The 12,825-nt window shown below is 55.5% G+C and carries 11 protein-coding genes; 10 read left to right on the forward strand and 1 reads right to left on the reverse strand.

The window, feature by feature from the left end:
- Nucleotide 1: 1 nt before the first annotated feature.
- From pxpB to nei, 4 genes are read left to right on the forward strand one after another with little or no spacing between them, the layout of a single operon-like run.
- On the forward strand, nucleotides 2-658 hold the full coding sequence (gene pxpB, locus ACJ9Y9_RS06585) for a 5-oxoprolinase subunit PxpB (RefSeq protein WP_028019442.1): 657 nt from the start codon (nucleotides 2-4) through the stop codon (nucleotides 656-658).
- On the forward strand, nucleotides 652-1,584 hold the full coding sequence (gene pxpC, locus ACJ9Y9_RS06590; RefSeq protein ID WP_028019441.1) for a 5-oxoprolinase subunit PxpC: 933 nt from the start codon (nucleotides 652-654) through the stop codon (nucleotides 1,582-1,584). Before pxpB ends, pxpC begins: the two co-directional genes overlap by 7 nt.
- A complete protein-coding gene (gene pxpA, locus ACJ9Y9_RS06595; protein WP_028019440.1) occupies nucleotides 1,571-2,311 on the forward strand; it encodes a 5-oxoprolinase subunit PxpA in 741 nt (246 codons plus the stop codon). The genes pxpC and pxpA overlap by 14 nt, the downstream gene beginning before the upstream one ends.
- Before the next feature lie 18 nt (nucleotides 2,312-2,329).
- Nucleotides 2,330-3,121: an endonuclease VIII gene (gene nei, locus ACJ9Y9_RS06600; RefSeq protein WP_028019439.1), complete on the forward strand. Its 792-nt coding sequence runs from the start codon at nucleotides 2,330-2,332 to the stop codon at nucleotides 3,119-3,121.
- A gap of 98 nt (nucleotides 3,122-3,219) precedes the next feature.
- On the opposite strand, the gene ACJ9Y9_RS06605 is transcribed toward nei, so the two are convergent.
- Complete coding sequence (locus tag ACJ9Y9_RS06605; protein WP_028019438.1) at nucleotides 3,220-4,503, reverse strand: citrate synthase; 1,284 nt, start codon at nucleotides 4,501-4,503, stop codon at nucleotides 3,220-3,222.
- Nucleotides 4,504-5,142: 639 nt separating this feature from the next.
- On the opposite strand from ACJ9Y9_RS06605, the gene sdhC reads away from it, so the two are divergent.
- From sdhC to odhB, 6 genes are all read left to right on the forward strand, one after another.
- On the forward strand, nucleotides 5,143-5,547 hold the full coding sequence (sdhC, locus tag ACJ9Y9_RS06610) for a succinate dehydrogenase cytochrome b556 subunit (protein WP_020684965.1): 405 nt from the start codon (nucleotides 5,143-5,145) through the stop codon (nucleotides 5,545-5,547).
- Complete coding sequence (gene sdhD, locus ACJ9Y9_RS06615) at nucleotides 5,541-5,888, forward strand: succinate dehydrogenase membrane anchor subunit (protein WP_008501088.1); 348 nt, start codon at nucleotides 5,541-5,543, stop codon at nucleotides 5,886-5,888. Before sdhC ends, sdhD begins: the two co-directional genes overlap by 7 nt.
- The gene (gene sdhA / locus ACJ9Y9_RS06620; RefSeq protein ID WP_028019437.1) at nucleotides 5,888-7,654 is read left to right on the forward strand and encodes a succinate dehydrogenase flavoprotein subunit; all 1,767 of its coding nucleotides are present in this window, start codon (nucleotides 5,888-5,890) and stop codon (nucleotides 7,652-7,654) included. The genes sdhD and sdhA overlap by 1 nt, the downstream gene beginning before the upstream one ends.
- A gap of 15 nt (nucleotides 7,655-7,669) precedes the next feature.
- Nucleotides 7,670-8,386 carry a succinate dehydrogenase iron-sulfur subunit SdhB gene (sdhB, locus tag ACJ9Y9_RS06625; protein ID WP_008501090.1) on the forward strand — a complete coding sequence of 239 codons (717 nt, stop codon included), beginning with the start codon at nucleotides 7,670-7,672 and terminating at the stop codon, nucleotides 8,384-8,386.
- A 347-nt stretch (nucleotides 8,387-8,733) separates the two neighbouring features.
- On the forward strand, nucleotides 8,734-11,541 hold the full coding sequence (gene sucA / locus ACJ9Y9_RS06630) for a 2-oxoglutarate dehydrogenase E1 component (protein ID WP_028019436.1): 2,808 nt from the start codon (nucleotides 8,734-8,736) through the stop codon (nucleotides 11,539-11,541).
- 14 nt (nucleotides 11,542-11,555) lie between these two features.
- The gene (gene odhB / locus ACJ9Y9_RS06635; RefSeq protein ID WP_028019435.1) at nucleotides 11,556-12,776 is read left to right on the forward strand and encodes a 2-oxoglutarate dehydrogenase complex dihydrolipoyllysine-residue succinyltransferase; all 1,221 of its coding nucleotides are present in this window, start codon (nucleotides 11,556-11,558) and stop codon (nucleotides 12,774-12,776) included.
- Nucleotides 12,777-12,825 lie beyond the last annotated feature (49 nt).

Genomic DNA, 12,825 nt, shown 5'->3' on the forward strand with positions numbered 1-12,825 from the left:
AGTGCAGCGAGCGCGTTGTTATCTTCTGGGGGAAACCGCAGTCGTACTGGAGCTTGAACCCCCGATCACGCTAGCCACACAAAAGCGTATCTGGCGGCTGACGCAGCGTCTGGCCGAGATCCCTGAAGTGGTGGAAACCATTCCAGGTATGAATAACATCACCGTGGTACTGCGTAATCCGCATACTCTGGCCCTCGATGCCATCGAACGTTTGCAGCGCTGGTGGGAAGAGAGTGAGGCGCTGGAGCCTGACTCCAGAACGATTGAGATCCCGGTCGTTTATGGTGGTGCGCAGGGGCCCGATCTCTCTGTGGTGGCTGAACACTGCGGCTTAACGGAAAAGCAGGTCGTTGAGCTGCACGCCTCCGTTGATTACGTTGTCTGGTTTTTAGGATTTCAACCGGGCTTTCCGTATCTGGGAGGGCTCTCTTCAAGGCTGTATACGCCGCGTCGCGCCGAGCCTCGCCTGAGTGTGCCAGCAGGTACTGTTGCGATTGGCGGTGAGCAGACCGGCATTTATCCACTGGCATCACCGGGTGGCTGGCAGCTTATTGGACACACGTCCACGCCGTTATTTGAACCCGGGCAGGAATCGCCGGTTCTCTTGCGTCCAGGCGATACCCTTCGCTTTATCCCGCAGAAGGAGGGGGTATGTTAACGCTTATTCGCGCCGGGCTTTACACCTCCGTTCAGGATGCAGGCCGCTTTGGTTTGCGCCAGTCTGGCGTCAGCTATTGTGGTGCGCTGGACAGGCCTGCACTGGAGATTGCTAACGTGCTCGTGGGCAACCCCGGCAATACGGCTGCGCTTGAAATTACGCTCGGTCAATGTGTCATTGAGTTTGCTCAGGAGACATGGTTTGCCTTAACCGGAGCGGGGTGTGACGCCACGCTGGATGGCAAAGCCGTCTGGACGGGCTGGAGATTGCGGGCGAAAGCCGGGCAGCGTTTGACGCTTAAACGACCTCTGCACGGCGTCCGGAGCTATCTTGCGGTCGCGGGCGGCATTGATGTACCGGAGGTCATGGGGTCTTCCAGTACCGATCAAAAAGCGGGTATCGGTGGTCACGAAGGACGTTTGTTGCGCGACGGAGATCGTCTTGCGATTAAACCTTCAGGCCGCCATTTCTCTACGACGCTGGGCGTAAAACAGCTGTTGTGGGGAAATCAAATCCGCGCGTTGCCCGGACCGGAATATCAGGAGTTTGATGAGGTTTCTCAGGAGTCTTTCTGGCGTTCACCGTGGAAAATAAGTCCGCAAAGTAACCGCATGGGCTATCGTCTTCAGGGGCAACCACTGACCCGTACCACCGACCGGGAATTGCTTTCCCACGGTTTATTGCCCGGTGTCATTCAGGTACCGGGTAACGGTCAACCCATCGTACTGATGAACGATGCGCAAACGACGGGGGGATACCCGCGAATTGCCTGCATTATTGAAGCCGATCGCTACCATCTGGCACAAATCCCTCTCGGGCAGCCGATTCATTTTGTGCAATGTTCGCTGGAGGAAGCGCTAAAAGCGCGACAGGATCAGCAGCGTTATCTGGAACAACTGGCGTGGAGGCTTGATGGCAAAGATTGATTTAAACGCCGATCTGGGCGAGGGCGGGAGTGCCGACGCGGAGCTGATGACACTGGTCTCTTCGGTCAATATCGCCTGCGGCTTTCATGCGGGCGATGCGCAAACCATGCTCGCAAGCGTGCGTCGAGCCATCAAAAATGGCGTGGCGATTGGCGCTCACCCGAGCTTCCCTGACCGGGAGAACTTTGGTCGCACCGCGATGAGCCTGCCACCTGAGACGGTCTACGCTCAGGTGCTCTACCAGATTGGCGCGCTGGAGGCGATGGTTCGCGCCGAGAAGGGCGCGCTGCGCCACGTGAAGCCGCACGGCATGCTCTATAACCAGGCGGCACAAGATCCGGCGCTGGCAGATGCTATTGCCCGTGCGGTAAGAGACTGCAATTCACAGCTGATCCTGGTGGGTCTGGCAGGCAGCGAGCTTATTCGCGCCGGCGAGCGTCTGGGGTTAACCACGCGGCAGGAGGTCTTTGCCGACCGGGGTTATCAACCCGACGGCAGTCTTGTACCGCGTACGCAAGCCGGTGCGCTGATAACGGACGAAGGTAAAGCGTTGGCCCAGACGCTGGAGATGGTGCGCGCCGGGCGGGTCACCGCCGTGGATGGCACATCGGCGCACGTTCAGGCTGATACGGTATGTTTACATGGTGATGGCGAGCATGCGCTCCAGTTCGCGCGCCGCTTGCGGGCAGCGTTCTCTGAGGAGGGCATCCTTGTCAGCGCAGACTAATCATGAAAGGACAGAAAAATGCCAGAAGGCCCGGAGATCCGCCGCGCGGCGGATAGCCTCGAGGCGGCGATAAAGGGCAAACCCCTGACGGAGGTCTGGTTTGCTTTTCCTCAACTGAAACCGTTTGAATCACAGCTGGTGGGGCAGACGGTAACCCATATTGAAACGCGCGGCAAAGCGTTGCTCACGCATTTTTCCCATAACCTGACGTTATATAGCCATAACCAGCTTTACGGCGTCTGGCGAGTGGTGGAGGCGGGTGAACAGCCGCAGACTACCCGCGTGCTGCGCGTCAGGTTGCAAACTGCCGATAAGGCGATCCTGCTCTATAGCGCCTCTGATATCGAAATGTTAACGCCGGAGCAACTGCTCGCACACCCGTTTCTACTGCGAGTAGGACCGGACGTACTGGATATGCGTCTGACGGCGAGCGATGTGAAGGCCCGACTGTTATCGCCCAAATTCCGCAACCGGCAGTTTTCCGGCCTGTTCCTTGACCAGGCGTTTCTGGCCGGGCTTGGCAACTACCTGCGGGTGGAAATCCTCTGGGAAGTCGGGCTGGCGCCGCAGCATAAAGCCTCTCAGCTGAGCGATGAACGGCTGGAGGCGCTGTCCCACGCGCTGCTGGACATCCCGCGGCTGTCGTACAACACGCGCGGCGTGGTGGATGACAATAAGCATCACGGGGCGTTGTTCCGGTTCAAGGTGTTTCACCGGGCGGGGAAAAAGTGCGAGCGGTGCGGCGGGATTATCGACAGGATGATGCTTTCTTCAAGACCTTTTTACTGGTGCCCGCACTGCCAGAAATAAAAGTAAAACGGTAACCCAGGGGTTACCGTTTTTAAGGTTTTCACCCTCTCCACAGGGAGAGGGCCGAGGTGAGGGCATCAGGCCACACCCAGCGTCTTTTAGCGCTTCAGATCAGACTTAAAATCACGCTGCTCGTAGCCGGTATACAGCTGACGAGGACGGGCGATTTTCATGCCTTCGCTGTGCATTTCGTTCCAGTGCGCAATCCAGCCTACGGTACGTGCCATAGCGAAGATTACGGTGAACATGGAAGACGGAATGCCCATCGCTTTCAAAATAATGCCAGAGTAGAAATCGACGTTCGGGTAGAGTTTCTTCTCGATGAAGTACGGGTCGTTCAGCGCGATGTGTTCCAGCTCCATCGCCACTTCCAGCAGATCATCTTTGGTGCCCAGCTCTTTCAGCACTTCGTGGCAGGTCTCACGCATCACGGTGGCGCGTGGGTCGTAGTTTTTGTAAACACGGTGACCAAAGCCCATCAGGCGGAAGGAATCATTCTTGTCTTTCGCGCGACGCACGAACTCAGGAATGTGTTCAACAGAGCTGATTTCTTCCAGCATCTTCAGTGCTGCTTCGTTCGCGCCGCCGTGCGCCGGTCCCCACAGGGAGGCAATGCCCGCAGCGATACAGGCGAACGGGTTCGCGCCTGAAGAGCCTGCGGTACGTACGGTGGAGGTAGAGGCGTTCTGTTCGTGGTCAGCGTGCAGGATCAGAATACGGTCCATTGCGCGTTCCAGAACCGGGTTCACTTCGTACTCTTCGCACGGCGTGGAGAACATCATGCGCAGGAAGTTGCCGGCATAGGAGAGGTCGTTACGTGGATACACAAACGGCTGACCGATGGAGTATTTGTAGCACATCGCTGCCATGGTTGGCATTTTGGACAGCAGACGGAACGCCGCGATATCACGGTGGCGTGGGTTATTCACGTCCAGAGAATCGTGGTAGAACGCCGCCAGCGCACCGGTAATCCCGCACATCACCGCCATCGGGTGAGAGTCACGACGGAACGCATGGAACAGACGAGTAATCTGTTCATGGATCATGGTGTGACGGGTCACGGTGGTTTTGAATTCATCGTATTGTGCCTGCGTCGGTTTTTCGCCGTTCAGCAGGATGTAGCACACTTCCAGGTAGTTGGATTCAGTGGCTAATTGATCGATGGGGAAGCCGCGATGGAGCAGGATACCTTCGTCACCGTCAATGTAGGTGATTTTGGATTCGCAAGATGCGGTAGAGGTGAATCCAGGGTCAAAGGTGAAAACTCCTTTAGAACCCAGCGTACGGATATCAATAACATCCTGACCGAGCGTGCCTTTTAGCACATCCAGTTCAATAGCAGTGTCACCATTTAGGGTGAGCGTTGCCTTCGTATCAGCCATTTACGGTCTCCTTAGCGCCTTATGCTTAAGACTGCGCTTTACCGGATTTGCTTTCAGCTGTTAATCACCGTTACCAGATTGTTATTTGGCTTACCGCTCAGCTCACGAGGACAAACCAGGGTACAGAGCTATGGCGCCTTGCAGGTAAACGAATGAAATATCAGTGAAACAACAGCAAATCAGCGTTTTTGCAGTCCGAATTATTCAAACCTGTATATCACTAATAACTGTCCTGATAACTTCGGTCAATACCATCACACTGTTACATAACTATTTGTCAGGTGAAAGAGAGACCTCATAACTTTTGCGCATTATATGCCTTTTCTGCTGACGTTTGTAACAATATTGTTTAACATTTGTCAAATCAGATGATTAAAATTTAAAAAGATGTTGTTATCGTGACCCTGATCACTGTTCCAGAGAAAACCCGACAAACTGTATGTAGGTTAATTGTAATGATTTTGTGAACGGCCTATACTGCCGCCAGGTCTCCGGAACACCCTGCAATCCCGAGCCACCCAGCGTTGTAACGTGTCGTTTAAGCATCTGGAAGCAATGTTTTGCATGACGCGCAGTTATAGAAAAGGAACGCTGCTTGACCCGCATCGCAGTCCGGAGGAAGGAAACAATAAGAACAGCATGTGGGCGTTATTCATGATAAGAAATGTGAAAAAACAAAGACCTGTCAATCTGGACCTCAAAACGATCCGGTTCCCTGTAACAGCAATAGCGTCCATTTTGCACCGCGTTTCTGGTGTGATTACGTTTGTGGCGGTCGGTATTCTGCTGTGGTTACTGGGCACCAGCCTCTCTTCTCCTGAAGGATTCCTCCAGGCCTCTGCCATCATGAACAGCTTCTTCGTGAAATTTATCATGTGGGGCATTCTGACCGCGCTGGCGTACCACGTTGTGGTGGGTGTTCGCCATATGCTGATGGACTTTGGCTACCTGGAAGAAACCTTCGAAGCCGGGAAACGCTCCGCTAACATTTCATTTGTGATTACAGTCGTGCTTTCACTTCTCGCAGGAGTTCTCGTATGGTAAGCAACGCCTCCGCATTAGGACGCAACGGCGTACATGACTTCATTCTGGTCCGTGCTACCGCTATCGTTCTCACCCTTTACATTATCTATATGATCGGTTTCTTCGCGACCAGCGGCACGCTGACGTGGGAAATCTGGAGTGGGTTCTTCGGATCTGCCTTCACCAAAGTGTTCACCCTGCTGGCGCTGTTCTCCATCCTTATTCATGCCTGGATTGGCATGTGGCAGGTGTTGACCGATTACGTTAAACCACTGGCTATTCGCCTTCCTCTGCAGCTGGCAATCGTCGTTGCTCTGGTGGTTTACGTTATTTATGGATTCGTTGTGGTGTGGGGTGTGTAATGAAACTGCCAGTCAGAGAATTTGATGCTGTCGTGATTGGTGCGGGTGGCGCAGGTATGCGTGCCGCACTGCAAATTTCCCAGAGCGGCCAGACCTGTGCGCTGCTCTCAAAAGTATTCCCAACCCGTTCCCACACTGTGTCTGCGCAGGGCGGTATCACCGTTGCGCTGGGTAACTCCCATGAAGATAACTGGGAATGGCACATGTACGACACGGTAAAAGGTTCCGACTACATCGGCGACCAGGATGCCATAGAATATATGTGTAAGACTGGCCCGGAAGCGATTCTGGAGCTGGACCATATGGGTCTGCCGTTCTCCCGTCTGGAAAATGGCACCATCTATCAGCGTCCGTTTGGCGGCCAGTCGAAAAACTTCGGCGGCGAGCAGGCGGCACGTACTGCGGCGGCGGCTGACCGTACCGGTCACGCGCTGCTGCACACCCTGTACCAGCAGAACCTGAAAAACCACACCACCATCTTCTCCGAGTGGTACGCGCTGGATCTGGTGAAAAACGCCGATGGCGCAATTGTGGGTTGTACCGCGCTGTGCATCGAAACCGGTGAAGTGGTCTACTTCAAAGCACGTGCAACCGTGCTGGCAACCGGCGGTGCAGGCCGTATCTATCAGTCCACCACTAACGCCCACATCAACACCGGTGACGGCGTCGGTATGGCTATCCGCGCGGGCGTGCCGGTGCAGGATATGGAGATGTGGCAGTTCCACCCAACCGGTATCGCTGGTGCGGGCGTTCTGGTAACAGAAGGCTGCCGCGGTGAAGGTGGTTATCTGCTGAATAAACACGGCGAGCGCTTCATGGAGCGTTATGCCCCGAATGCGAAAGACCTGGCGGGTCGTGACGTGGTGGCGCGCTCCATCATGATCGAAATCCGTGAAGGCCGCGGCTGTGACGGCCCATGGGGTCCACACGCCAAGCTGAAACTCGACCATCTGGGTAAAGAAGTACTGGAGTCCCGTCTGCCAGGCATCCTGGAACTGTCCCGTACCTTCGCTCACGTTGACCCTGTAAAAGAGCCAATTCCGGTAATCCCAACCTGCCACTATATGATGGGCGGTATTCCGACCAAAGTGACCGGTCAGGCGCTGACCGTGAACGAGCAGGGCGAAGACGTGGTCATCCCTGGCCTGTTCGCGGTAGGCGAAATCGCCTGCGTATCCGTACACGGTGCCAACCGTCTGGGCGGCAACTCCCTGCTGGACCTGGTGGTGTTTGGTCGTGCGGTGGGTCTGCATCTGCAGGAATCCATTGCCGAGCAGGGCGACCTGCGTGACGCGACCGACGACGAAATTGATGCCTCTCTTGAGCGCCTCAACCGCTGGAACGGCAACCGTAACGGCGAAGATCCGGTGGAAATCCGTAAAGCGCTTCAGGAATGTATGCAGCACAACTTCTCGGTATTCCGTGAAGGTGACGCGATGGCCAAAGGTCTTGAGCAGCTGAAAGCGATCCGCGAGCGTCTGAAAAATGCCCGTCTGGACGACACTTCCAGCGAGTTCAACACCCAGCGCGTTGAGTGCCTGGAGCTGGATAACCTGATGGAAACTGCATTTGCCACCGCGATGTCGGCAAACTTCCGTACCGAAAGCCGTGGCGCGCATAGCCGCTTCGACTTCCCGGAGCGTGACGATGAAAACTGGCTGTGCCATTCCCTGTATCTGCCAGAATCGGAAACCATGACGCGCCGTCAGGTGAACATGGAACCGAAACTGCGTCCGGCGTTCCCGCCGAAGATTCGTACTTACTAATGCGGAGACAGGATAATGAAACTCGAATTCTCAGTTTATCGTTATAACCCGGATGTTGATGATGCTCCGCGTATGCAGGATTACACCCTGGAAGCGGAAGAAGGTCGTGACATGATGCTGCTGGATGCCTTAATCCAGCTGAAAGAAAAAGATCCGACGCTGTCGTTTCGCCGCTCCTGCCGTGAAGGGGTTTGTGGCTCTGACGGCGTGAACATGAACGGCAAAAATGGCCTGGCCTGCATCACGCCAATTTCCGCGTTGCAGCGTCCAGGTCAGAAAATTGTTATCCGTCCTCTGCCTGGCCTGCCGGTCGTGCGTGATTTGGTGGTGGACATGGGGCAATTCTATGCACAATATGAGAAGATTAAGCCTTACTTGTTGAATAATGGGCAAAATCCGCCCGCTCGCGAGCACTTACAGTCTCCTGAGCAGCGTGAAAAACTCGATGGGCTGTACGAGTGTATTCTCTGTGCATGTTGTTCGACGTCCTGCCCGTCGTTCTGGTGGAACCCGGACAAGTTTATCGGCCCGGCGGGTCTGCTGGCTGCCTATCGCTTCCTGATCGATAGCCGCGACACCGAAACCGATAGCCGTCTGGAAGGACTGAGTGACGCTTTCAGCGTATTCCGCTGCCATAGCATCATGAACTGCGTCAGTGTGTGTCCGAAGGGGCTGAACCCGACGCGCGCCATCGGCCATATTAAGTCGATGTTGTTGCAGCGCAGTGCGTAAGTAGTGAGAGGGGAGCGCTGTTCCCCTCACCCTAACCCTCTCCCAAAGGGAGAGGGGACAGATTGCAGAAACCTTTAAAAACTGCCAGATAAGTAAATAATCGAGACGTTCAGCGCGAGACAAGGCGCGGTTGAACGAATCCCAGGAGCATAGTGAACTATGTGACTGGGGTGAGTGAAAGCCGCAACGCAGTCGCAGCCGGAACGACGAAGATTATTTAGACAGTTTCTAAAGGTTCCTTCGCGGGCCAAAGTAAAAGAGCTCGCAGGTGAACCCCGGCACGTACACGTGGTGTGCGTGGTAGTTTCTACGGCGAAAGTAAGCATAAAAATGCTTAAGGGATCACGATGCAGAACGGCGCAATGAAAGCCTGGCTGGACTCTTCTTACCTCTCTGGTGCTAACCAGAGCTGGATAGAACAGCTCTATGAAGACTTCTTAACCGATCCTGACTCAGTGGACGCAAACTGGCGTTCCATGTTCCAGCAGTTGCCTGGCACGGGAGTCAAACCGGATCAATTCCATTCCAAAACACGTGATTATTTCCGTCGTCTGGCGAAGGATGCCTCACGTTACTCTTCTGCGATTTCCGACCCTGACACCAATGCGAAGCAGGTTAAAGTCCTGCAGCTTATCAACGCTTATCGCTTCCGTGGTCACCAGCATGCGAATCTCGACCCGCTGGGACTGTGGCAGCAAGACCGTGTGGCGGATCTCGATCCGGCGTATCACGATCTGACCGAGGCCGATTTCCAGGAAAGCTTTAACGTAGGTTCCTTTGCCATCGGCAAAGACACGATGAAGCTGGGCGATCTGATTGACGCGCTCAAGCAAACCTACTGCGGCTCCATCGGCGCGGAATACATGCACATTACCTCTACCGAAGAGAAACGCTGGATCCAGCAGCGCATCGAATCCGTAGCGGGCCACGCGACCTTCTCGGCTGACGAGAAAAAACGCTTCCTGAACGAACTGACCGCTGCCGAGGGTCTTGAGCGCTATCTGGGCGCGAAATTCCCGGGCGCAAAACGCTTCTCGCTGGAAGGCGGTGATGCGCTGGTGCCGATGCTGAAAGAGCTGATTCGTCACGCCGGCAAGAGCGGCACCCGTGAAGTGGTGCTGGGCATGGCGCACCGTGGTCGTCTGAACGTACTGGTCAACGTGCTGGGTAAAAAACCGCAGGATCTGTTCGACGAATTCGCGGGCAAACATAAAGAACACCTCGGCACCGGCGACGTGAAGTACCACATGGGCTTCTCGTCTGATATCGAAACCGAAGGTGGTCTGGTTCACCTGGCGCTGGCGTTTAACCCGTCACACCTGGAAATCGTCAGCCCGGTGGTTATCGGTTCCGTGCGTGCGCGTCTGGATCGTCTGGACGAGCCGAGCAGCAATAAAGTACTGCCAATCACCATCCACGGTGATGCGGCGGTAACAGGGCAGGGCGTGGTTCAGGAAACCCTGAACATGTCCAAAGCGCGTGGTTACGAAGTGGGCGGTACCGTTCGCATCGTGATTAACAACCAGGTGGGCTTCACCACCTCTAACCCGCTGGATGCACGTTCTACCCCGTACTGCACCGACATCGGTAAAATGGTACAGGCACCGATCTTCCACGTTAACGCGGATGACCCGGAAGCCGTTGCTTTTGTTACCCGTCTGGCGCTGGACTTCCGTAACACCTTCAAGCGCGATGTGTTCATTGACCTCTTCTGCTACCGTCGTCACGGCCACAACGAAGCGGATGAGCCAAGTGCAACCCAGCCGCTGATGTACCAGAAAATCAAAAAACACCCGACCCCGCGCAAAATCTATGCTGACAAGCTTGAGAGCGACAAAGTGGCGACGCTGGAAGATGCGACCGAAATGGTCAACCTCTACCGCGACGCGCTGGATGCGGGTGAATGCGTGGTGAAAGAGCTGCGCCCAATGAACATGCACTCCTTTACCTGGTCGCCGTACCTCAACCACGAGTGGGATGAGAGCTACCCGAACAAGGTCGAAATGAAGCGCCTGCAGGAGCTGGCTAAACGCATCAGCACTGTGCCTGACGCCATTGAGATGCAGTCTCGCGTGCAGAAAATCTACGCTGACCGTCAGTCCATGGCGGCAGGCGAGAAGCTGTTTGACTGGGGCGGCGCGGAAACCCTGGCTTACGCAACGCTGGTTGACGAAGGTATTCCTGTTCGTCTGTCCGGTGAAGATGCGGGCCGTGGCACCTTCTTCCACCGTCACGCGGTTGTTCACAACCAGTCCAACGGTTCAACCTACACTCCGCTGCAGCACGTGCACAACGGTCAGGGCCAGTTCAAGGTCTGGGACTCCGTGCTGTCTGAAGAAGCGGTGCTGGCATTCGAATACGGTTACGCCACCGCAGAACCTCGCACCCTGACTATCTGGGAAGCGCAGTTCGGTGACTTCGCCAACGGTGCGCAGGTTGTAATCGACCAGTTCATCTCCTCCGGCGAGCAGAAATGGGGCCGTATGTGTGGCCTGGTGATGCTGCTGCCGCACGGCTATGAAGGCCAGGGTCCGGAGCACTCCTCCGCGCGTCTGGAACGTTATCTGCAGCTCTGCGCTGAGCAGAATATGCAGGTCTGCGTGCCGTCCACCCCGGCTCAGGTGTACCACATGCTGCGTCGTCAGGCGCTGCGAGGTATGCGCCGTCCGCTGGTGGTGATGTCGCCGAAATCCCTGCTGCGTCACCCGCTGGCCGTGTCCAGCCTGGATGAACTGGCGAATGGCACCTTCCTGCCAGCCATCGGTGAGATTGATGAACTGGATCCGCAGGCTGTGAAGCGTGTGGTGATGTGTTCTGGTAAGGTTTATTACGACCTTCTGGAACAGCGCCGTAAGAACGATCAGAAAGATGTCGCCATCGTGCGTATCGAACAGCTTTATCCGTTCCCGCACCAGGCGGTGCAGGAAGCGCTGAAACCTTACGCTCACGTACATGATTTTGTCTGGTGCCAGGAAGAGCCGCTCAACCAGGGCGCATGGTACTGCAGCCAGCATCATTTCCGTGAAGTGATTCCATTTGGGTCAGCCCTGCGTTATGCAGGTCGCCCGGCCTCCGCCTCACCGGCGGTAGGGTACATGTCCGTTCACCAGAAGCAGCAACAAGATCTGGTCAATGACGCGCTGAACGTCGATTAATTAAAGGATACATAATGAGTAGCGTAGATATTCTTGTTCCCGACCTGCCTGAATCTGTAGCAGATGCGACCGTCGCTACCTGGCACAAAAAACCAGGCGATGCCGTTAAGCGCGATGAAGTGCTGGTAGAAATCGAAACTGACAAAGTGGTACTGGAAGTACCGGCTTCGGCGGATGGTGTTCTGGATGCTGTGCTGGAAGATGAAGGTACAACCGTAACCTCTCGTCAGATCCTGGGTCGCCTGCGCGAAGGCAACAGCGCGGGCAAAGAGTCCAGCGCGAAATCTGAAGAGAAAGCCTCTACGCCGGCTCAACGCCAGCAGGCTTCTCTGGAAGAGCAGACCAACGATGCGCTCAGCCCGGCGATCCGTCGCCTGCTGGCTGAGCACAACCTGGATGCGGCTGCTATTAAAGGCACCGGTGTGGGTGGTCGTCTGACCCGTGAAGATATCGAGAAGCACCTGGCGAAAGCGCCTGCGAAAGCAGAAGCAAAAGCCCCTGCGGCAGCGCCAGCAGCACAGCCTGCTCTGGGTGCCCGCAGCGAAAAACGTGTGCCAATGACTCGCCTGCGTAAGCGTGTGGCAGAGCGTCTGCTGGAAGCGAAAAACTCCACCGCGATGCTGACCACCTTCAACGAAGTGAACATGAAGCCAATCATGGACCTGCGTAAGCAGTACGGTGACGCGTTTGAAAAACGTCACGGTATCCGTCTGGGCTTTATGTCCTTCTACGTGAAAGCGGTAGTTGAAGCGCTGAAACGCTACCCGGAAGTGAACGCGTCCATCGACGGTGATGACGTGGTTTACCACAACTACTTCGATGTCAGCATGGCGGTATCTACTCCGCGTGGCCTGGTGACCCCAGTACTGCGTGACGTGGATACCCTGGGTATGGCTGATATCGAGAAAAATATTAAAGAGCTGGCTGTGAAAGGCCGCGACGGCAAGCTGACCGTAGATGACCTGACCGGCGGTAACTTCACCATTACCAACGGCGGCGTATTCGGTTCGCTGATGTCTACCCCAATCATTAACCCGCCGCAGAGCGCGATCCTGGGTATGCATGCCATTAAAGATCGTCCTATGGCGGTAGACGGTAAAGTTGAGATCCTGCCGATGATGTACCTGGCACTGTCTTACGATCACCGTCTGATCGATGGCCGCGAGTCCGTGGGCTTCCTGGTGGCGATTAAAGAGTTGCTGGAAGATCCAACGCGTCTGCTGCTCGACGTCTAGTTTGCAGTCTTGCCCGGCGGCATATAGCTGCCGGGCCTATAAAAGCACG

It is taken from the genome of Enterobacter sp. CPE_E1241 (assembly GCF_045618265.1).
Lineage (GTDB): Bacteria > Pseudomonadota > Gammaproteobacteria > Enterobacterales > Enterobacteriaceae > Enterobacter > Enterobacter adelaidei.